Here is a 22132-nt window from a genome sequence, read left to right on the forward strand (position 1 = left end):
AGAGGTCCGGATAGCGGGCCAGGGTGTCCGCCAGCTCCGGGTCGTTCTCCAGCACGCCGGTCAGGTGGGGCTCGCGTGCGAGGAGCGCGGCGAGACCCGGGTTGGCCGCCCTGGCCCGCTCCAGCGGCGAGCCGGCCGGCGCCTGTCCGGACACCGTCGCCTGCCCCGATTCGGGCAGCACGGGAGCCGTCGCCCCCCTGAGCGCCTGCTCCAGCTCCTCGTCGCCGACCGCGTCGAAGTGACCGGGCTCGAGAGACAGGAGCTCCGCCACGGCGCGATTCTCCGCCGCCGCCGTCAACCACTCCATCCGGCCGGCCAGCCGGTCGGCGAAGGCGGGAACGTCCTCCAGGACGTCCTTCCACAGCGCCCAGCTCTTCGCCAGGACGTCGATCACGCCCAGGTTGTCCATCGCCGCCGCCAGCAGCCCGGGCGCACGCACCAGCAGGACAGCCTGATCGGCATGCTGCTGCAGCTTGCGCCGGAAGCCGAGGTCGCGGAGCAGCCCCGCGTAGTCGATGTCGCCTGCCTCGGTCAGAGCCGCGCTCAGAGCCCACTCCGTACCGAACGTCCGTGTGTACGCGTCACCATGGCCCTTGTGCGTCTCCACCAGGGCCTTGGCCAGCGGGGGATTCCTCGTGACTGCCGTCACCGCCGGGCCCCGACCCGCCACGGACTTGATCAATGCCACCCGGTTGTCGAGGGCCACGGTGATACCGGGGCTGCCGAGCAGCACTTCGACAGAAGGGTGTCTGCCGTCGATCGCCTCGACCAGGGGACGCCGCCCGTCCTGTTCGATCAACAGACCCTCCACGGCCGCCGGCATGTTGCGGTAGGAGTCAAGGATCCAGTCGGGCAGGGCGGCCATGCGCTCCAGCATCTTGTGGGCGCCGGTCAGCACCTCCAGCAGCGTGGGGTGCCGGTGCATCAGCTCCGCCAGCAGCGGCTTGGCGGCGGCCGCCTCGGCCACATGCAGACGACCGGGCCGGGTCAGCGCCTGGATCGTCGCCCCGTGCTCCTCCACCGTCCACGACCACACCACCACAACGGTGGCCACCTGCTCGACCGGCCACTCCTCGTGCCAGGACCCTGCCACCCGGGCAGCCTCCTCCACCACCCGGAGCACCTGGGCCGCCCGGGGCGGACCGCCCGCCACCCTCCGCACTCCAGCGTCGACCCGGACCTTGAGGTTCAGCGGAACCGCAGCCTGATCCGACTGACCCCCCTGCCCGGATGACTGCTGCCTCCGCGGCGGAGCACCCCCGGTCAGCCCCGCACGACCGACCCCTCGGACGCCCGCGACATCCTGCTCCGCGGCGGACTCCTCCGCGGCCAGCCTCTCAGCCGTGGCCCGGGCGTACGCCTCGTCGTGCGTCCGCAGCGTCCGGGCGATCTCACTCACCCCACGCCACCACCGCGTCCGCGACTCGGCGGCGTCGGCGCCGATGCCCATGCGAGCCCCACCCGCACGCTGCCGGATCTCCAGCGCCCGCCGCACCACGTGCGGATCCAGCCCCGCCAGCAACGGCTCCTCCCGCACCGCCGCGGCGAACTCCGCGTCCACGCCGACGGAGCCCGAATCCGCCGAGCCACCGGTTGGGGCGTCGACGGGTTTCCGGGCCGGTGTGCCGGTGCCGCGTGAGTCGACCGCAGCCTCGGCCGCGGAGACCTCGGCGGCGGATCCGCCGCTGCCGACTGTCTCGACGGCAGGCGCCTCGGCGGTGAGGGGGACGGAGATGTGTACGGCCTGGTCCGTGGCCGCCTCCTCGTCCGGGACGAGGACGAGCCCGTCCGGACCGGGTGTGAGGTGGTACCAGACCTCCGTCTCCAGGATGGAGCGGACCGTGTCGGCGTTGTCCGGGCGGCCGATCCAGCCGCTGTCGCCGCGCAGCAGGTGCAGGGCGGCGTCCGGGCGGTCCAGGACGAAGTCGTGGCCGTAGGGCACCCACGGACCGGAGGGCAGTTCGGTTGCGTCGGGCAGGCTGATCCGGCCGTCACTGTGGACGCGGTAGGAGAAGCCGGTGCTGGAGTGGGGCAACGGTTGCTTCAGAACGTACCACCCACCGGGCCGTTGGACGGCGTCGGCCACGGCGGGGACCCGGTCCGCCGGGACGCGGCCGGGCGGGATCCCGTCGGTGCGCGGTCCCACGGAGGTGAAGGAATGGCCGAGGGGCCACTGTTCGGCCAACGGGTCGATGCCGGCGTCCCGGCTGCCGCCCAGCATCGCCGCCAGCGAAGAGCTCTGAGTCCGCCGGCTGCCGGTCAGTACGGCACCGGCATACCGGACGGCGTCCTGGTGGGCCTGCAGCGAGCCGTCCGACGGATTACCCGGGTACGACTGGAAGTAGGTCTGATAGGTCATCAGAGCCTCGTACTCGGAGACGTTGCGGCGCACGTCCGGGGTGAGGGAGTGCATCACGGCCGTGACGGCAACGGTCTCGGCGGCCGTCGCCGCACGTCCGAGGGCGGTGCCCAGCGCTGTCGCGGTGGTGATCTCCTCTGCCGTCGCCGGGCGCCCGAGACCGTTGTTGAGCGCCGTGACGGCCTGAAGGCGGGCCTGTGCGTACTCGGCGGCGGCGAGCACTCGCTCCAGCCGCCGCGCGTCCTCGGGTGCCGTGGTGCCGGCGAGGACCTGCCGCGTGCGCTGCGCCAGTTCCCCAACCGCCTCCTCCACGTCAGGCGGCAAAGGGCCCCCCAGAGCGAACGAAGCCACCATGGACCCGAGTTGACGCACCTTGGTGCCGGGCAGCAGCAGGACCGGGGCCCGGCGCCCGGGGACGGGCACTCGTACCTCCACCGTCTGCTCGAACACCGCCGTGAGCGCGGACACGAGCGGGTGGTCCAGGACCACGCCGGGAACAGCGGGATGCGTCGCGGCGTGGCCCCGCAGGCGCACCGCCTCCTCGTGCGCCTGCCTCGCGACCTGCACGAGGCGGGTGAACGCCGTGCGCACCTCGTCGTCGGTCTGCTGGTTCTCGTCGCCCCCGAACTGGCGCAGTTCCAGGAGCACGAGCCCCTCGGGGAACACGCCACCATGGGTGTCGAGCGGGTAGTCCCACATGCCGACACCCTCGTACTGGTTGATCCGGGCGTCCGCGGATACGTCGGTGAGCATCGTGTCGAGGTACTCGCCCACGGTGCGACCGCTGGTACCGGTGAGTCTGTCCCGCAGGATGTGCCGCGTGCCGTCCGCTCCCCGCCTGGCCGTGTTCCCCTGCCGTGCGAGGAAGTCGTCGAACTCGGTGAGGAAGAGGTCCACGACCTGCGCATGCCGGACGGGGGAGGCGAGAAACGCCCGCAGGTCCGGGTGGAGAGAGGAACGGATCAGCGCGAAGGAGTTCCGCGACGCCGCGACGAGCAGGTTCTTCGTGAGCGTTCCCGAATACAGCCTTCTGGCCGCCGGGACGGCTGCGCCGTGGGCGTAGAGCAGCCAGCCGTAGCCGCGCAGTTCCTCCAGCCCCGCTACGGACGAAGCCAGGAACGGCACCTGCCCCGGGGTGACGGGACGCCCTATTCGGGCCTCCGCGTAGACGGCCGCCAGCCGGTCCGCGAACCTGCGCGCCGAGTGCATGAGGGGCGCGAGCATCCGGTAGGTGAGATGCTCCAGGGCGGTCTCGTGCACACCTGCCAGCGCCGCGACCGGGACACCGATCGTGAACTGGGTGTAGGTGCGCTGCTCCGCCCCGCGCACGGTTTTCCCCATGTAGATCCGGTGACCGGCATCCGTGACCGTCCACCCGTACGGCAGGACGGAGGCCAGGGACACAGGCCTGCCTGACACGGAGGGCGCGGCGTCCCTGAGGGCCTGCTGGACCTCCTGCAGCAGCCGCATGCCGTCCCCGGCCGGCACGCGCGACTGTTCCCCGGGCAGAACGCCGAGCGGAGGCAGGACGATCTCGGGGATGAACACGTGGACCGTACGCGCCTGAGCGGCGCCTTCGCTGTCCGACAGGTACAGCCGCCCCGCTTGCTCGTGGACGGCGCTCACTTCCATGACCACCGAGGCACCCGAACGGTGCTCCGCCAGCACCGTGCCCGCCAGAAGTTCGGGTCCGTTGGCCACGATCAGCTGCCGCAGCAGCTCGGTCTCGGTGCTGTTGGCGCCACCGAGGAACCTGACCTTCTCGCCGGTGAGGAGGAACTGCGCGATCTCCTCCCCCCGTTGGCGCAGCGTGACGCGCCCAGGCCCCTCGGGCAGAATGCCGGCGGCCATGCGGATGTCGGCGTCGGTGGGCGGGGGCACGATGCCGGCGGGGTGGAGGTTGCGGAACTCGCGCCGCACCTCCTCGATCAGGAACCGGTCGTCCTCGCGTGCCGGAGCCGCGCCGCGGGAGCCGGCAACGCTCGCCTCGGTGGGCGTCTCGGTGGACGTCTCGGTCGCGAGGAGTGCGGGGGCGGACACCGTCGCGGGCCGGGCAGGGGTCGTCCGGGTCTGGGCGGGTGGGCCGGGGCGTACCTCGGTGCGGATCCACCGGGCGACGGCTTCGGCCTGGTGACCCGGTGACATGGCGTGCCAGGCGGGGTCCAGGAAGTGGTGCAGCACGAGCGCCCGTCCGGGCGGCAGGCCCTGCGCCAGGTGACCGGCGGCGGCGAGTTCGGCCCTGACGGTGCGTTCCAGCCGGTCCGCGCCGTCACGGTCCAGTACCGCCCCGGTCCGTCCGGGTGCGCCGAGGGTGAGGGCGGACAGGGGGAGGTCGGTGCCGGTGCGGATCCGGTGGGCGAGGGCGGTGGCCTGGTCACCGAGGGGCTGCGCGTGCCAGGCGTCGGCCAGCCGGTCGTAGGCGCGCGCGAAGACCTCGGCCGTCAGCGGCATCGTCGGGTACTGCGCCCGCTGGAGTTCGACTGCGGCCAGCACCCGCAGCCCGCTCGCCCGATCCGGATCGTCCTGCGCCAGCTCCTGCCACCGGCTGAGGGGGAGGTCGTCGCCCGTGGCGATCCGGTGTGCGACGGCGGCCGCACGCCGTTGCACGGAGTGGGAGTCCCAGGCCGGGTCGAGCTCGTCGTAGTGCTGGGCCACGGCGGCCGAGAGCGGGCCGGTCACCGTGTGCCCCAGGCGGTTGAGTTCACCCCAGACGTGCACCTGCAACAGGCTTGCGTCGTCGGGGGACGCCGCTGCCAGTTCCCTCCACCGGCTCCGCCCGGCGGTGGCCTGGGACGTGGCGGGCGTGGCGGCGACCGTATCCGACTCGGCCGTGCCCCCCTCAGCCGTACCCCTCTCGGTCGAGCTGGTGGGATGGGAGGCTGCCGAGCGGGTCCTGACGGGTGCGCCGGCCATGACGGCGTAGGCGTCCTCGGCGGCACGGTCGGCCGGGTGGTCCTCGGACTGCGTGGCCATCCGCTGCCGGGTTCCGTCCCCGGCCGCGTAGTCGTCCGCGCCGGCTGTGCGGTCGGCAGTCCCGGCCCTGCGGGTGTCCCTGGCGTCCGCCACCGGGGGCCGCTGCCCCGCACGTTCCGCGGTCCGTTCCGCGGTCCGTTCCGCGGTCCGTTCCGTCGTCCGTTCTGTGGAGTGGGCCGGGGCGGGCAGGTGGGGGTCGGAGGTGGTGGGCAGGGGTCGTGCGGGGGTGTCTGACGGGTCGGTGGCGGGACGGGGGTCCGTGGCGGGGCCGTTTTCCGTGGCGGGGCGCGGGCTGTCGGTGCCCGGTGCGCCGTCCCGGGCGCCGATGTCGCGGGGTGCGGGCAGGGGGGTGGTGCGTGCGGTGGTGAAGGCCTGGTGGAAGGCGTTCTCGTGGCGGGCCTCGTGGCGCAGCCAGGCGGTGAGTTCCTGCTCGCCGGCACGGTGGAGGGTGGGGTCGGCGTCGGCCTGGACGCGGTCGTGGACCCGCAGGGTGTCCTCGCGGAACTCTTCTCCGAGCCGCTCCAGGGTGGGTTCGTCGACCTCGTAGTGGTGGGCGGGGCTGTCGGGGTGTCCGGCCAGGGCGTGGAAGTCCCGGCCGGCCCGCTCCACGACCGTCTGCCGCTCGGACTCGTGGACCATGCGCCGGGACAGGCCGGCGTGCAGGGCGTCCAGGCTCTCCTGGAACGGCCGGACCCGCGCCGCGTCACCGCCCGCCGGCACGCCACCCTCCTGGGCGCTCACGCCGTCCAGCCGTGGCGGGCGGCGGAAGTCGTGGTGGCCCTGGTGGCCGAACCAGTCCGCGTCGACGGCTCGTTCGACGTCCTTGTCGAAGGCCCGGGCCAACCGCTCGCGGCCGGCCTCGCCCAGCGGGGCTCCCTGGGCGGGACTGTCCTCGAAGGCGTCCGCGGCACGGTGGAACAGGTCGCGGGCCTGCCGCATCCGCTCCTCGCGGACCTGGGTGTACTCAAGGCGCGCCAGGAGTGCGCGGTCACCGGTCGCTTCGCGTAGGTGCTGCTGCCAGCCGGTCTCGAACCCGGCCGGGTCCGCCTCCCCCAGCCGCTCGCGCAGACCCGCGTGCGCGGTGCGCAACTGCTCGGCCAGGTCCGCCCGGGCCCGCTCCAGCACCACCGGATCGGGCAGCTCGCGGCCGATGCCCCTGATCTCTACGGCGAAGTCGTCGAAGGCGTCCAGCCCGGGCGCGACCTGCTCCTCGCGCACCGCCAACTCGTTGATCCGCCGCGGCAGCTCGTCGTACATCCGGGCCAGGTGCGCGTCCAGTTCCCGCCGTGCGGCGGGCGTGTCCGGACCGCCGGCCCGGTTGGCGTCCTCGACCGCCTGCCGGTAGGCCGTCTCCAGCCGCGTGCGCAACTGGTGCAGCGTGACGGGCGTCCGGCCTTCTCGTGCCTCGTCGAGCGCCTCGTGCGCCCGGATCCGCCGCTCAGAGGCGGTGACGTTTTCCTGGGCTCCGGGAGTGGGGGCGCCGTCGGTCAGGAAGCCGCCACGGTAGGGGTCCTGACGGCGGTAGTCGGCCACCGCCTGCTCGAACCGGTCCTGGAACAACTGCTCGTGACGGTGGCGCTGGGCGACCTGCTCCCACATCCGCGGCAGGTCCGCGGTCGCCTGCTCCACCACCTGCCGCTGCTGCTCGGGCGTGATCCGGTCGAAGCCCCCCGCCTGCCGGGCGAGCGCGTCCAACTGCTCCCGGACATGGGTGCGGTAGGCGTCCTGCACCTGCTCGTGGGCCGTCTCGTCCTGCGGCAGATGGCGGCCGCCGAACAGGTCCTGACGTGCGAACTCCTCCCGCGCCGCGTCGAGTCGGCCCTCCGGCAGCGCCTCCGCCGCCCGCCGGGTCGCCTCCGCCGCGGCCAGCCGGTCGTGATAGGCCGCGTCGCGCTGCTGCCGGAACTCCTCCCAGCGCGCCGACGGCCCGGTCGGTGCCACACCCCCGCCGCCCGCCGCGTGCCCACCCGGCACGGCGGTGACGGACGCGGGCACGGCGGTGACGGCGGAACCGGCGAAACCCGCGTCCGGATCCGTGACCATCTGCGGGTCAGTGCCCGGATGCGCGCCCGCCCGCACGCCCGCCTGCGAGGAGGTACTCGTGTGCGCGGCGGCCTGTGCGGTGCCGGCCGGCGGCCGCTCGTCGGGGCCGGGACGGTAGTACGAGGGCAGGCCGTCGGAGACCGTGCGGGTGGGGGTGAAGGAGAACGCGCCGGCCGGGCGCGTCAGCGGATGGTCCGGACCCGGCAGCGCGTTCACGCCGCCCGTGCCCGCGCCCTCAGCGCCACTCGTGCCCGCGCCCGCGGTGGACACCGTCGGTGTCCGGCCCAGACCGAGGGCGGAACGCACCTTCCAGCCCGCCTTGCCACCCAGATGCGCGCCCGCATGCCCGATCAACGCGCCGAACGCACCGGAAGTGAACGAGGCCAGCGACGTCGTGAACCGGCCCGTGGTGATCGCGTTATAGGTGCCCTCGGCCAGGTTCATCGCACCGCCCCACAACGCGGCCTCACCCGCCAGCGAAGCGACCTTGCGCCCGAAGTCCGGCGCGAACACCCGCGCCACCTCCCGCGACAACGCCCCCCGCAACCCGCCCATGTTCCACGGCAGCCCCCGCAACGGCACCGCCAGCGCCGCCTCCATCCCCCCACTGCCGAACGACCGCGCGAACGCCCGCGCCCACCCCTCACCCAACCGGCGCGCGGACACAGCCCCCATCGCCCCGCCCAGATGCCGCTCGAACACCTCCCCGATCCCGGTGAACAGCTCATCGCTCACCACACCGGTGCGGCCCTCCCGCAGCACCCGGGCCAGGTTCACCGTCCGTTCCGCCAGATCACGTCCGAAATCCGTGGCAACCGGCCTCACACCCGAACCCGCCACCTCACCCGCGACGTCGCGGCCCGCGGCCTTGACCCGCTGCGCATCCGCCAGCGCCGCGTCCACCGCCCCCCGCACCGACCCCGCCACATCCCGCCCGAACGCCTTGCCCAGCAAACCCCCCAGCGCACCCCCCACGAACGGCACGAACGCACCGAACACACCCTGCAACGCCCCGAACCCCACCGCCTGCTTCAACAGCTCATCGGAATCCTCAAGGACGTAACCCTGCTCCTGGGTCAGCCACTTCGCGAACTCGTGCGTCGCCGCCGCCAACCCGACGTTCAACACCTCCTGCGCCGCAAGCCCCGCCAGGAACCGGAAGATCAGACTGCGCAGGATCGCCTGATACGTCGCCCGCAGCACCGCCTGCTCCACCAGCGCACCGAACGGATTCCACACCGCCATCGCCATGATCAGCGACCACTCCACCAAAAACAGGTTGAGCTGGATGACGATCATGTTCTTGTAATACGCCGCGTCCGCCCGGGTCTTCTCCCCATACCGGGCCAACTGCTCCGCGGTATCCGTCAACGCCTTGATCTGATCGGCCCCGGCCCCCGTGCCGAACGTCGCCATCGCCCGCGCATACGCCTCACTCCACGCACCCTCCACCGCCCCCTCAACCGAGTGCGACACCTGCGCGATCAGACCCTGCAACTCACGCAGATCCCGCTGCAACTCCACATGCGGCAACACCACACGCTGAGACATCGCAGCCTCATCAAGATCAGGCCACTCCATCCCGGTCAGGAACTTCAGCAGATTCCCCAACGGCGACCCAGGCGACAGATCCACTTCTGCCTACCGTCGGCCCTTGCTCTCGATTTCGTGAACGGCGTGGTCCTGGGCTCCGGAAAAGCTCCGGCCCGAGGTCAGGGTCTTCGTCGCCGCACCCATCATCGCCGCGGCCAGAGCCGACACCGCGTCCCGCAGTTCGCTGTGCGGCTGGACGTACTGTTTGGCGAAGACGGCACCCAGTTGCCCGACACCCCACGGAGGGTTGCCCGCGTCCCACGCGGTCTGGTCGGCGTAGCCGTGGGAAAGGCGCTCCAGGATCTGGCTGATCCGGTCGGTGACATCACCGCCGCGCACCACGGAATCGGGTTCGGCGGCGAAAACCCTGTCCTCAGCCACGGGAGCCTCCGGAGCGGCGGGCGGCAGGGGCGGCCTTGTCCGCGTCCGGGCGGGCTGTCGCGCCGGCCGCGTCCAGCAGCCGGTCCAGGTCGAACTCCTCCGGGTCGGCGCCCACGATGCCGGAGCCGATGCCGGAGACGGAGCCGAACAGGGTCGTCGCCCTCGACAGCACCTCCTGGCGGGCCTGCATGAGGGCGTCGAGCACGCTGGCGGCCAGCTTCTGACCCGACATCGTCTGGTGCTTGTTGCTGAGGAAGCGCAGTGCCGTCACCTCGCCCTGGGCACCGACCGTCACCTCCACGGCACGGTCCTTGGACCGCACCGTCGCCGACAGGGACGCCATCTCGCCCCGCACCCGGGCCAGGATCTCGCGGTGCTGGGTGAACTCGGACAACGCCTGCTGGATGTGCTGCTCGAACGTTTCTTTCATGGTCCCTCCTCACAGGGGGGCGTACGACGGGGTGCGGACGACGACGGGAAGAGTCGAGGTGACGGAGGTGTCCGGTATGCGAAGGTCACGGTCACCGTCCGATCGAGGCGGGCAGACCGCCTTCTTCGGTGCCCCAGACGTCACCACCGTCGTCCAGCCTGCCGGAGCCGCTCTGCGTGGACGGGCGGACGTAGCCGGCTCCCTGGTCTCGTCGCGGTCGGCTGAGAAGTTCCTCGGAGTCCTCCTCCTCTTCCTCGTAGAGGTCGGGCTCCGGATCCGGCTGGGATCCCGGACGGCCCACCTGCTGGGTGTGGAAGAAGGCGCCGTCGGACTCGTCGTCGCCGTAGACCTCGCGGATCCGTTCCTGTTCCTTGTTCTGCTGGCCCTGGCCCATGCGGCCCATGCCCGCCATCATCATCATCGGTGAGAGCAGGCCCGACAGGCCGGGGTCGGCGCCCTGGCCGGCCGCCGCCGTCGCGGCCTGGCCCGCTCCCAGGCCGCCGAAGCCCTGGGCCTGCCCGGGGTCGGTCGACCCGTCGGTGGCTCCGGCCGACCCGTCGAGGAGGCCGGCCGTGTCGGGGCTCGGCAAGGTCTGGAACTGCCCGCCGGGACCGCTCACTGTGCTGCTGCCGTCGGGGAAGGTCGTGGTGGTGAAACCGTCCGTCCCCGTGGTGGCGGTGGTGCCGCTGGGATAGTGCACGGTCGTGGCGCCATCGGGCGCCAGGGTGGTGAGGGTGCCGGGGCCACCGGAGACGGTGGGCAGGTCGGCCGGTCCGGGGAACTGGGTGAGGGTGCCGTCCGGAAGGGTGGTGGCCGTTCCGTCGGGGAGTGCGGCGGCCGTTCCGTCCGGATTGGTCGTGGTGACTGTGCCGTCCGGGTGCAGGGTGTAGGTGCCCCCGTCGGGCAGGGCCGTGGTGACCGAGCCGTCGGGCCCGATGGTCGTAGTGGAACCGTCTGGGTTCACCAGGCTCTGGCCGGGGTCCAGATGGGTGGATACGGTCTGGCCGTTGGGCGTGAGCGTCGTGACCGTGCCCGTCCGGGGGTCGACGGTCGCCGTGCTGCCGTCGGGGAACTCGGTACTCACCGTGCCGTCGGGGTTCTGGGTGGTGACGCTGCCTTCGGGGTTGGTGAAGTGGGTCAGTCCGTCGGGTCCGACGGTCTCGGTCACGCCGTTGGGGAACTGCGTCGTCGACGTACCGTCCGGGTTCGTCGTCGTCACGCTGCCGTCCGGGTGGGACGTGTACGACGAACCGTCCGCCAGGTGAGTGGTCACCCCGCCGTCCGGGCTCAGCGACATCGTCGAGCCGTCCGGGTTGGTGAGCACTTGTCCGGGAAGCAGAGTGCTCGTCGTCGTCACGCCGTCGTCCGTCGTGGTCGTCACGGTTCCGTCCGGGCCGACCGCCACGGAGCTGCCGTCCGGGAACTGGGTGACGAGGCCGCCGCCGGCGGTGGCCGCCGTGGTGCTGCCGTCGGAGTTGCTCTTGACCGGCCCGCTCGTGGCCGTCACCGGGTTCAGGGCGGTGAGGGACGGGATCGACAGGGGCGTTCCGGTCTCGCTCGTCGACGAGACGGCCCCGTCGGGGCCGGTGAGTCCTGGGGCGCCGACCGTGGCCGGCGAGGAGAGCAGGGTCGACAGGTCGGGCACGGGGGGGACGCCGACCGTCGAGGGTGTGCCCGCCGAGATGTCGGTGGCCGAGGGCGCACCGGTCGAGAAGTCGGCTGTCGACGGCGTACCCGCCGAGAGATCCGTGGCCGAAGGCACACCCGCCGAGAAATCGGCTGTCGACGGCGTACCCGCCGAAAGATCCGTGGCCGAGGGGAGTCCGCTGAGCAGAGAGTGCGGGTCCGCCCCGTTCGCGGCGAGCGTGGCCGGCGTACCGGTGGCCGAGTCCATGGTGAAGGGCTGTGGGCCACCGACCGTGGGCAGGCCGTTCAGGAGAGCCGACGAACTGGGCGTCGCCGTGTCCGTGAGGCCGTTCGTCGAGGAGGACGGCGTGCCGACGTCGGTGGAACCGACCTCGAAGGTCTGCCCTGACAGGGGGTCGCCCGTCGGGTAGGTGCTCCCCACGGGAGAGCCGTCGCTCGTCAGACTGGTGATGCCCTTCGTGTACCTGTCAGCCTGTTCCCGTGCGTCCTGCTGCTGTCGTTGCGCCTCCTTGGCGGCCTCCTCGGCCTGCCGCTGCGCGTCCTCCTGCGCCTTCTCCGCCTGTTCCTTCGCCAGCTTGTCGGCGAGGCTGACGGAGGGGATGTCCTCGAAGGCGAAGCGGGTGTCACGACCGGAGTCGAGGACCTGGGTCCACTTGGCACCGAGATCGGTGGCAATCTGGTGTCCGGGTTCGTCCAGGTTCGCCTGGAGATTGTTCGTCCACCGGTTGATCGCCTCCTGGGCGAGGCCCGACCAGGTGCTCTGGTCCTTCAGGTTGCCCCAGGCGGTGTTGGCGGAGAAGCCGGGCTTGGGATGCCAGCTGGTGACCGTCTCCGTCGTCGTGCCCCAGGAATACCTCGTCGTCGCGTAAGCCACGTTCGGATGGTTGTACTGCATGATGAACCACTGGACGTCCCACATGAGCTCGTCGAGGATGCTCGTCGGCTCGGCCGGCGGGACGTGGGAGCGGGTGTTGCCGTCCGCCGAGGTGACGTTGATACCGCGCCCCCGGCGCCAGTAGAAGTCGTCGAGCTGCCTGCTCAGGTCGGTGTACGCACGGTGGAGGTCGTTCTGGGCCCCGATCAGGTTGTCGCCGTGCAGCGTCCAGGCCTGGGTGCCGGTCACCACCGAGGTGTTCGCGGGCGTGAACCCGGGCGGCCTCAGCTGGGTCGTGTAGTGGTCGTACTTGTCGTGCAGGTCGTCGATCAGTTCGCGGAACACGTCCGCGGCGGTGCCCTTCCACGCCGCGTTGTCGGCTCCGAGCGCGTCGAGCCAGTTCTTCAGAACGGCCGTGCGGTTGCGGAAGAACTGGCCGGCCCGGTCGAACGAGTACGCCGCCTTGTTGAAGGAGAGCAGGTCGACGCCGTCCGTCAGGCCGGGATCCCCGCCGTAGGCGGACGGCTCACCTGACGACTGGAACTGGTTGACCAGCCGGTTCAGCGCCTCCCTGCTGCGCTCCCAGTACGTCGTACCCTTCGCGAGATCACCCTGGTAGCTGACCTCCGCCGTGTACATATCCACGGATTTGCCGCGCTGCACGAAGTACTGGAAGGTGGCCCCGTGGCCGGGATCGAGATGGATCTGCGGGGTCGCGCTCCGGTGCTTGTCCTTCTTGATCTTGACGTTGATCCAAGGGGTGCCGCTGTCCCCCTTGACGCCGGTCACCTCCGAGCGCTCGGGCAGTGTCCAGCCCGTGAGCAGCTTGATGATGTTTTCCCAGTTGTCGACGGCCATGGCGGTCAGCCGGAGGTGGCGGAACTGTTCGACGAGTGCGCACCGCCGGACATGTCCGCGTCGTAGTCCCTGATGGCCGACAGAAACTTCTGCCCGTCCACCTGCTGCAGGGTCTCCCCCTGCGTCTTGAGCATGGTGTCGACCACGTCGTTGAGCTGCCGTCGCAGATCGTGGAAGGCGGTGAGGTGACGGTTGAGCACCGAGTCGATCGCCTTCGCCGACTGGATGGTGTGGCTCACCAGGCTCTTGCCAGCGGTGTCCGAGTCGCCCGCCATCGGGCCGATGGCGAACGGCCCGTTGGGGGCGTTGGAGATGTCGTACAGGGACTGCCCCTCCTGGTCCGAGGTGCGCAGCCTGGCAATTTCGTCCCCCGCCTCACGTACGTCCATTTCGGCGAACGTACGGAGGGAGGGAGCGTCCAGTTTGGTCAGATCCGGCATTGCTTCCCCTACGACTACGACGGCGGCACACGTTGCTGAGAAACGCCCCTTGATGCGGGATCACGGCGGGGCGCGGCGGGACGAGCTGACGGTGGGCGCCGTCAGAACCTGATCTCTTCGAAGCCCTGCGCGTTGCGGGTCACGGTCTTCGTGTACATGTCGCTGATGTTGTCGAGGGTCTGCGCGTGCCGCTGGAGGATGGAGGACAGCGCCTGGACCTCGGAGTTCCAGGTGGGCTGGACCTTGCCGTAGTAGACGTCGCGGTCGGGGCCCAGCCAGTTGCCGACGATGCCGGCGAGCTCGCCCTCGAGCTGGTGCACCACGTCGCTGATACGCGTGGTCTGGTGCATCATCTCCTCGGCGAAGGTCAATGCCTGGCCGTGGTCGATGTAGATGCCGTCTTCGGCGCCCATGGTGTTCTCCTTGATCGGGTGTGGAACGGAGGGTGGCGGTACGGGTCAGGCGCCGCGCATGGCGGTGTAGGTGCCGTTCTCGACGTCGGATCCGAACGCCGTCAGGTGTCCTTCGCCGTCGACGATGGCCTGCTGGGCACCGGCCTGCGCGCTGTTGGAGGACTGCATGCTGTTGCCCAGCTGGTTCTCCATGGCCTCACAGGTGCGCTTGATGCGGTCCACCTCGTTCAGCCAGGTGTCCATGACGCGCGCGTAGGCACGGCCGTCCTCGCCCTGGTAGTGCGCCTGCAGGGTCGCCTTCGCCTGCTGGACGTCTCCCTGGATGAGCGTCATCTGGCTCCTGGCGCTCTCCAGGCTGGAGATGGCCTGGCCGTAGGTGGCGGTGGAGGACTCCTGCAGCCGTCCGTTGCTAGGGGTGCTCATCGTGTCGTTGCCTTCCGTTCCATCGGCGAATCGAGTGGGGGGTCACGTCGTTGCCATGGCGGTGTTTCGCCGTGGGACGTGCGGAACATCTGTGCGCGTGTCCGGCTGCGGCCGACCAAGTGTGCGTATGCCAGGCTGCTGCAGCCGACACATCGAACGGGCCGTCAGAATCGGACGGTCGGGTCACCGCGATGATAAACACCCGATGGCGAGGGCCACAAGTATGACCGATCACGTGTGTGAGGCATGTGGCGATGCCTGCTCGACATATACCTACGCATCGTCAAGTTGTCTGCGGCAGTGACCAGTTCCCGTGCGGCCGACACGAAACAGTCACATGTATCAGGACCTTCCGTCACCTCCCGCGCACCGGTTCTTGCCGGCGACATCGCTGCGGCCCGCCTGTGCGGCCTCCGGGGACAGGTCGGGTCCCGTCGGCAGCATGTCAAGCAGCGGGGAAGGCAGCTTCTGGGCCTGCTTCACGTCGTAGCCGAGCGCCGTCGCGGCGTCCGCGGAGGCGATGCGGTACTTCCGGCCGGTGTCGGTCACCAGGTAGGTGGTGTCGCCCATGCTCGAGCCCGCGCTGCTCAGTGCCCGTACCAGGGCGCCGCCCGAGGCGGGCACCGACACGGCGTCCACCGGCAGGCAGGCCGGGACCAGGGCCCTGCCCGGAGCGCTGGCCCCGGCGGCGACGGCCGAGGAGTCCACGGCGACCAGTGAGACACTGGTGCCCGCGTCCCCCTGAGGGGTCAGCCGTACGCACAGATTCCGGTCGTCCCTGCTCTGGGCAAGGACCGGCGGCGCGGCGGGGATCACGGAGCCCGACCGCTGCACTCCGGCCGCCTCGTCATGGGAGCCCTTCGGCGCCAGCATGCGGTCGAGGGTGTTCGGGGACAGGGCCAGAGCCTGCGGGGCCTTGCCTCCGTAGGCCTTCTCCCGGGTGCTGGAAGCGCCCAGGAGCAGGGCCGCCTGGGTGGTGGTGACGGGGGTCAGGCCCGAGCGCAGAAGCAGGTAGTACTGCTGGGCGGAACCGGGCGTGCGGACGACGAAGACCTGGCCGATCCGCGTGGCGGTGCCGTCCGCGTCCGGGCCCGCCCCGCCCTGGCCCGTCACCCGGGGTGCGGCCAGGTCGGCGCCCGCCGGCACCGCGTCGAGGAAGGTGGCGGACACCGGCAGGGGGTCCGCCGCCCCGTAGCCGAGGGCCGCGACCGTGGCCTGCCCGGTGGCCAGCCGGAAGCGGGTGCCGTGCCACACCAGGAACAGGCCGCCCTCGTCGTCGCGTACGAGCACGCCGTCCGCCACTGTGTCGCCGGGCAGGCGGGAGTTGACCACCAGCGTGGTGGTGCCCACGCGTTCGCCGGAGTCGGTGGTCCGCGTTCCCGCGCACACCTGCCAGGCTCCCGAGCCGGCGTCGGGCAGGTCGTCGGGGGCGCCCTCGATGCCGACCGGGTCGCCGTGCGGGGTGCCCCGCAGGGACGCGGCGGAGACCGTGTCGGTCTTCAGGTCCGCGCCGACCAGCAGGAGCGCCGAGGCGTAGTTGCGCACGGGGCGCAGCCGGGCGCCGTCGAACAGGTAGCGGGCGCCAGTGCCCTCCTCCACCACCAGGGTGTGGCCGTCGCGCCAGCCAGTGGCGCCGCCGGGGCTGATGAGTCCGTAGACCAGGAAGCCGGCGGCGAGCACGGCCGCGAAGACGGCGCCGAAGGTGACGCCCCTGTCGGTGCGGCGGGTGGACGGTTCGGGGGCATCGGGGTCGGCGCGCAGCAGGCCGCTCGTCAGCCGGGAGACGACGAAGCGGTGTGCCTGGACCTGGTCCCGCCGGTTCTGCATGACGTATCTCCTCGTTCGCCGGTCAGCCGTTGGCCGAGCGCAGCGTCTGGTACACGCCGAGGCTCCACAGCACGGCGGGCAGCAGCGCGAAGGCCGTTACGGACTGCAGCAGGTCTCCGGCCCGGCCCCAGTGGGGCAGCATGCGGCGGCCGGGAACGATCCAGGAGGCCACGGCCAGGCCCGCGGTGCACAGCAACAGGGCAGCGGCGACCGCCAGGTGCACCCCGCCACCGCCGTGAGCGGCCAGCCAGGCCGCCGCCAGCAGGGGGCCGAGCAGCGCCGGTACGGTCAGCGCCAGCCGTTGCCAGGCCGTGCCCAGGCTGCGCCCGTGCAGGAACAGCAGCAGCGCCAGCAAGGCGCAGGTGGTCATCTGCGGCGGCTCCGGACGGCGGGCCAGACCGGCCAGGCAGGCAGCGCACACGGCGCCCGCGGCCAGGTAGAGGCCGCTCATCCAGCGGTCGGTGGCCGCGGCGCGGCGGGCGAGGTCCTCGCCCGCGTGCGGTTCGATCCCCTCCTGGAGCTGCTCGGGCGTGGTGGGCAGCGGCGGCAGCCGCAGACCGGCCAGGGAGAATGACAGCCGCGGCACGAACGCCCCGAAGACGACGGCGGCCACCGCGACGGCGCCGGCCGCGGCGGAGAACGGCGCGTCCAGGGCGATCATCAGCACGCCGCCCAGGACGCCGGCGACGCACACCACGATGGCGGAGGCGAAGACGACGACTTGAGCGGAGACCACGGACAGGGCCAGGGCGGCGCCGATTCCGGTGGCCGCCGAGCCCGCCAGCAGGTGCGCGCCGGCCCGGGCTGGGTCCTCGGGGGCGGTCCACGGGTCGCCGGTCAGCAAGACGCCCGCCAGCCCCAGCAGGAGGCCGGCGCCCAAGCCCAGCGCCACTCCGCCGGGCGGGTCCTCCATCACCCTGGCCGCCGCCCCGGCGCCGGCCAGGGCCAGCAGCGCCGCACCGGCCGCCAGCGCGGTCCGTGACACCGGGTCGCCCGGCAGTGCCAGCACGACGAGGCAGGCCAGGAGCGCGGCGGCGGTCATCAGCCGCAGGGTCCAGCGGCTGGTCTCCGGAGTCCAGGCGTGGGGCAGTTCGCGGACCGTGCCGGCGACGGCGTCGACCAGATTGTCATGGCGCACCGGAGGCAGCGCCTCGGTCTCCGGGCGCAGCAGCAGTACTTCGCCGTCGCGCAGGTCGTGGGCGTCGAGGGTCAGTTCACCGTCCAGCGGTGCGCCGCCGATGCGCTGCAGCACCCAGCCGCCGTGCTCCAGCCCGGCTTCCTCCAGTTGTTCGCCGGCCTGTGCGACGACGACCGGGAGCAGGTCGGCGAGCGGGATGTCGGCGGGCACGGCCAGGTCGAGGATCTTCTCCGGGGCCCGTATGGTCACCCGGCACACGCCTGTCGTTGATCCTTCACTCATACGTGTTCACACCTCTTCGGCGGCGGATGCCGCTCGGGGGCCGATGGTGGTCCCCTGGACCGGAGCCTGTCGGGGTCCTCGGGGGAGAGCCGGTCGCCGGAACCGGCAGCCGAAACGGCGGAGATCCGGTTTGTGGCGAACCACTGTTGGCGACCTCGGCGGTGCCCGATAGTCTCACAGGTGTCGTTGCACGGCGCCAGGGCCCCATATGTTGCCCAGCACACCGCCGTCCGCCCGCTTTCCGTTTGCGCACACGCGATACACACCCCGTGTGCGGACCCCGTGGCATCGAGCTTCGCATCCCGTTGAGAAGGACGTCTTCCGTTGAGCGTGGTTTTCTTCCGCAGGCCGGCCCGGCGCCGGGGGCCCGAGATGCCCGAGGGCGAGATGGTGCTCCAGGAGCCACCGGTGCTGTCCGAACAGGTACCGGACGGCGGCGCCGGCCTGATGACGTATCTGCCGATGGCCATGATGTCGGGCGCGATGGTGCTGCTGTACGCGCGTCCCGGCCAGTCCTCCGGTCCAATGACGTATGTGGTGGTCGGCGTGATGGCGCTGGCGATGGTCTTCATGCTGCTCGGGCAGCTGATGCGCGGTGCCGCGGAACGCAGGCAGAAGCTCAAGGGGGCCCGCCGGGACTACCTGCGCTACCTCGGCGGCGCCCGCCGCAAGGTCAGGGCGGCGGTGGCCGAGCAGCAGAGCGCGCTGGCGTGGCGGCACCCGAGGCCCACCGCCCTGTGGGCGCTGGCGCGCACCACGCGGCTGTGGGAGCGCCGTCCGTCCGACCAGGATTTCGGCGAGGTGCGGATCGCGGTCGGCGAGCAGCGCCTGGGCATGCGGCTGACGACCAATGCCACCAAACCGGTGGAGGACCTCGACCCACTGACCGCGCATGCCCTGCGCGCCTTCGTCAACGCGTACTCCACCGTCCCCGGACAGCCCATCGCGATCTTCCTTCCGGCGTGGGCGCGGGTACTGCTGCGCGGCGACCGGGAGGAGGTGCTCGGCGTCGCGCGGGCCCTGCTCGGCCAGCTCGCGGTCGCGCACTCCCCGCAGGAGCTGATGATCGTCTTCTGCGTCTCCGCCGAACGGGCCGGGGAGTGGGACTGGGCGAAGTGGCTGCCGCACACCCACCACCCGGTGGAAACGGACGGGGCGGGCCCGGTCCGGCTGTTCGTCTCCGCCGCCGGCGAACTTGAGGCGCTGCTCGGCGAGGACTTCGCCGACCGGCCACCGTTCGAGGCGGGCGCCACGGCTAGCCAGGACGAGCCGTACACGGTGATCGTGGTGGACGGCGGCCAGACGCCCTCCGGTCACCCTCTGACCCGTGCGGGTTTCCGCAACACCGTGGTACTCGACCTGTCGGGCGAACTGCCGTGGCGGCCGGGCCGCACCACGTTGCGCCTGCACGTCGAGGAGGGCGAGGTGCGGCTGGTGCGCACCGGCCGCAGCCGCAAGGAGTCGATGACCACGCTGGGCCGCGCCGACCGGCTGGGACCGGTCTCCGCGCGGGCGCTGGCCGCGGTGCTGGCCCCGATGCGCACCGGCGTCACCGCGGAGGCGGCCCAGCCGCTCGCCACCGACGTGGAGCTGACCAGCCTGCTCGGCATCCCCGACCTGTACCGGCACGACCCGAAGGCCTACTGGGAGCGGCGCGGCGCCTCCGCGGCGCGCCGGCTGCGCGTGCCCATCGCGGTCGGCGGCGACGGACGCGCCGTCGAGCTGGACATCAAGGAGTCCGCGGAGGGCGGCATGGGCCCGCACGGCATGCTCATCGGCGCGACCGGCTCCGGCAAAAGTGAGCTGCTGCGCACGTTGGTGCTGGCGCTGGCGCTCGGCCACTCCTCGGAGTCCCTGAACTTCGTGCTGGTCGACTTCAAGGGCGGCGCGACCTTCCTCGGCCTGGACCAGCTGCCGCACACCTCTGCGGTCATCACCAACCTGGCGGAGGAGGCGGCGCTGGTCTCCCGCATGCAGGACGCCCTGCACGGCGAGCTGATCCGCCGCCAGGAGCTGCTGCGCGCGGCCGGCAACTACACCTCCGCGCTGGAGTACGAGAAGGCACGCGCCGCGGGCACCCCGCTGGCGCCGCTGCCCAGCCTGTTCGTGGTGGTCGACGAGTTCAGCGAACTGCTGTCCGCGCACCGCGAGTTCATGGAGCTCTTCGTGATGATCGGCAGGCTCGGCCGCTCGCTGGGCGTTCACCTGCTGCTGGCCTCGCAGCGCCTGGACGAGGGCCGTATGCACCAGCTGGAGAGCCACCTGTCGTACCGGATCGGCCTGCGCACGTTCTCGGCGATGGAGAGCCGGGGCGTGCTCGGTGTGCCGGACGCCTACGAGCTGCCCTCGCAACCCGGCGCCGGGTTCCTCAAGAGCGGCACAGAGCCGCTGACCCGGTTCCGCGCGGCCTACGTCTCCGGCGGGTACCGCGAGCGGTCCGGCGCCCTCGTCCAGGAGCGGGTCGCCAGCCAGGTGGTGGCCTGGAGCGGGGAGCGGGTGGCCGAGCGCGAGCTGCCGCCGGCCGCCGGGGAGCAGCCGCCCGGCGAGGGCGGGGAGAACGAGGAGGACGCGCCGTCGCTGCTGTCGGTCGCGCTGGAGCGGCTGCGGGACTCCGGGCCGCCGGCGCACCAGGTGTGGCTGCCGCCGCTGACCCAGTCGCCGACCCTGGACCGGTTGCTGCCGCCGCTGTCGCCCGACCCGGTATACGGCCTGACCACCGCGGACTGGGCCGGGCGCGGCGCGCTTCGGGTGCCGGTGGGGGTCGTCGACCAGCCCTTCGAGCAGAAGCGCGACCTGCTGACGGTGGACCTGTCCGGCGCGGGCGGGCACGTCGGCATCGCGGGTGGCCCGCAGAGCGGCAAGTCCACCCTCGTACGCACCCTCGTCACGGCGCTGGCGCTCACCCACACGCCGCGCGAGGTGCAGTTCTACTGCCTGGACTTCGGCGGCGGCACCCTGTCCGGACTGACCGGGCTGCCGCACGTGGGCTCGGTCGCGACCCGCCTGGACACTGAGCGGGTGGGCCGCACCCTCGCGGAGGTCACCTCGCTGCTGGCCCGGCGCGAACGCATGTTCCTGGAGCACGGCATCGACTCCATGGCCACGCTCCGCCGCCGCCGGGCGGCCGGCGAGTTCCCCGAGGAGGCGTACGGCGACGTGTTCCTCGTCGTCGACGGCTGGTCGACCGTCCGGCAGGACTTCCAGGACGACATCCCCGCGCTGAGTCAGATCGCCGCACGCGGGCTGAACTACGGCATCCATCTGGTGATCACGGCCGCGCGCTGGGTGGAGCTGGTCGCCGCGATCCGCGACCAGGCCGGCACCAAGCTGGAACTGCGCATGGGCGACGCGATGGACTCCGTGGTCGACATCCGCAAGGCGAGCAGCGTGCCCCGCTCGCCGGGACGCGGCCTGACCGTCGAGGGCAAGCTGCACTACCTGGCGGCGCTGCCCCGGATCGACGGGGCGGAACGTGCCGACGATCTGGCCGACGGGGTGAGCGATCTGGTGGCGGCGGTCACCGAGAGCTGGCCGGGGCCGGGTGCGCCGGCGGTGCGGATGCTGCCGACCAGGCTGGACGCGCACGACCTGCCGCCCGTCGCGCCCGAGCGCCGCTTCCGCTTCCCGCTCGGCCTGGAGGAGACCGAACTGGGCACCGCGTGGCACGACTTCTCCGAGACGCCGCACCTGGTGCTGTTCGGCGACAGCGAGACCGGCAAGACGAACCTCCTACGGCTGATGGCCCAGCACATCGTGCGGACGTTCACCCCGGCCGAGGCGCGCATCCTGGTCGTCGACTACCGCCGCCAACTGGTGGAGGCCGTGCCCGAGGAGTACCGGCTGGGTCACGCCGTCTCGGTGGACCAGCTGCGCAAGCAGGTGACCGGTGTGGGGCGGGCGCTGGCGGAACGCACGCCGGGACAGGACATCTCGCCCGCCCGGATGCGGCTGGCCGACTGGTGGACGGGGCCCCGGCTGTTCGTCCTGGTGGACGACTACGACCTGGTGGCCCAGCCAATGCAGACTCCGCTCGAACCGCTTCTGGAGCACCTGCCGCTGGGCTACGAGGTCGGCGTGCACGTGATCGTCGCCCGGGCCGCCGCGGGCGCCATGCGCGGCGTCAACGACCCGCTGGTGCGGCGCGTCCTGGAGGTCAACTCACCCGGGCTGCTGCTGTCGTGCCCGCCCTCGGAGGGCCACGTCTTCGGCGTCAAGCCCCGCGTCCTGCCGCCGGGGCGGGGTCTGTACGTCACCCGCCGCCGGACCACCCAGATTCAGGCGGCGGTCGCCGCCCCCGATGCGGCCCCGGGCCCGGAGGCGGGCTGAGACCGGCCCGACCGACGGGGCGGGGCGCGAGCGGGGTTCACGGGTGGACCGGCCGGAAGTCCGGCCGGGGACCGGTCCACGGCAGGCCCGGCCCCCGCTGTGTTGCACCCGTCCACCGTGCCCGA

The 22132-nt window shown here is 72.0% G+C and carries 10 protein-coding genes (1 of these 10 only partly in view); 1 reads left to right on the plus strand and 9 read right to left on the minus strand.

Features of this window, described 5'->3' with window-relative positions; all coding sequences use genetic code 11:
* The 9 genes from ACZ4WH_RS23970 to eccD all read right to left on the minus strand — a co-directional run.
* A protein-coding gene (locus ACZ4WH_RS23970) for a scabin-related ADP-ribosyltransferase (RefSeq protein ID WP_468183651.1) crosses the window boundary here: on the minus strand, positions 1-8926 show its beginning. The gene continues 19064 nt to the left of window position 1, outside the view; the window shows 8926 of its 27990 coding nt (coding positions 1-8926); it begins with the start codon at positions 8924-8926; its stop codon lies off the left edge, out of view.
* Between the two features lie 90 nt (positions 8927-9016).
* On the minus strand, positions 9017-9349 hold the full coding sequence (locus ACZ4WH_RS23975) for a hypothetical protein (protein WP_468183654.1): 333 nt from the start codon (positions 9347-9349) through the stop codon (positions 9017-9019).
* Positions 9342-9779, minus strand: a complete 438-nt coding sequence (locus ACZ4WH_RS23980) for a YbaB/EbfC family nucleoid-associated protein (protein ID WP_468183657.1) — start codon at positions 9777-9779, stop codon at positions 9342-9344. The genes ACZ4WH_RS23975 and ACZ4WH_RS23980 overlap by 8 nt, the downstream gene beginning before the upstream one ends.
* Positions 9780-9870: 91 nt before the next feature.
* Positions 9871-13158, minus strand: coding sequence for an AAWKG family protein (locus ACZ4WH_RS23985; protein WP_468183660.1), 3288 nt, complete (start codon positions 13156-13158; stop codon positions 9871-9873).
* Positions 13159-13163: 5 nt separating this feature from the next.
* Positions 13164-13598 carry a type VII secretion system-associated protein gene (locus ACZ4WH_RS23990; RefSeq protein ID WP_468183663.1) on the minus strand — a complete coding sequence of 145 codons (435 nt, stop codon included), beginning with the start codon at positions 13596-13598 and terminating at the stop codon, positions 13164-13166.
* Between the two features lie 101 nt (positions 13599-13699).
* Positions 13700-14011 carry a WXG100 family type VII secretion target gene (locus ACZ4WH_RS23995; protein ID WP_388960538.1) on the minus strand — a complete coding sequence of 104 codons (312 nt, stop codon included), beginning with the start codon at positions 14009-14011 and terminating at the stop codon, positions 13700-13702.
* A 45-nt stretch (positions 14012-14056) separates the two neighbouring features.
* On the minus strand, positions 14057-14434 hold the full coding sequence (locus ACZ4WH_RS24000) for a hypothetical protein (RefSeq protein WP_468183666.1): 378 nt from the start codon (positions 14432-14434) through the stop codon (positions 14057-14059).
* 342 nt (positions 14435-14776) lie between these two features.
* On the minus strand, positions 14777-16261 hold the full coding sequence (eccB, locus tag ACZ4WH_RS24005) for a type VII secretion protein EccB (RefSeq protein WP_468183669.1): 1485 nt from the start codon (positions 16259-16261) through the stop codon (positions 14777-14779).
* Positions 16262-16283: 22 nt separating this feature from the next.
* A complete protein-coding gene (eccD, locus tag ACZ4WH_RS24010; protein WP_468183672.1) occupies positions 16284-17681 on the minus strand; it encodes a type VII secretion integral membrane protein EccD in 1398 nt (465 codons plus the stop codon).
* A 330-nt stretch (positions 17682-18011) separates the two neighbouring features.
* On the opposite strand from eccD, the gene eccCa reads away from it, so the two are divergent.
* Positions 18012-22007, plus strand: a complete 3996-nt coding sequence (gene eccCa, locus ACZ4WH_RS24015) for a type VII secretion protein EccCa (RefSeq protein ID WP_468183735.1) — start codon at positions 18012-18014, stop codon at positions 22005-22007.
* Positions 22008-22132: the final 125 nt, after the last annotated feature.

The sequence above is a fragment of the Streptomyces sp. NPDC029138 genome (assembly GCF_055564375.1).

Excerpts from the sequence above, each read along its gene's own strand:
- ACZ4WH_RS23980 (WP_468183657.1), bottom strand. The coding sequence starts at position 9,779 with ATGAAAGAAACGTTCGAGCAGCACATCCAGCAGGCGTTGTCCGAGTTC.
- ACZ4WH_RS23985 (WP_468183660.1), bottom strand. The coding sequence starts at position 13,158 with ATGGCCGTCGACAACTGGGAAAACATCATCAAGCTGCTCACGGGCTGG.
- ACZ4WH_RS23990 (WP_468183663.1), bottom strand. The coding sequence starts at position 13,598 with ATGCCGGATCTGACCAAACTGGACGCTCCCTCCCTCCGTACGTTCGCC.
- ACZ4WH_RS23995 (WP_388960538.1), bottom strand. The coding sequence starts at position 14,011 with ATGGGCGCCGAAGACGGCATCTACATCGACCACGGCCAGGCATTGACC.
- ACZ4WH_RS24000 (WP_468183666.1), bottom strand. The coding sequence starts at position 14,434 with ATGAGCACCCCTAGCAACGGACGGCTGCAGGAGTCCTCCACCGCCACC.
- eccB (WP_468183669.1), bottom strand. The coding sequence starts at position 16,261 with ATGCAGAACCGGCGGGACCAGGTCCAGGCACACCGCTTCGTCGTCTCC.
- eccD (WP_468183672.1), bottom strand. The coding sequence starts at position 17,681 with ATGAGTGAAGGATCAACGACAGGCGTGTGCCGGGTGACCATACGGGCC.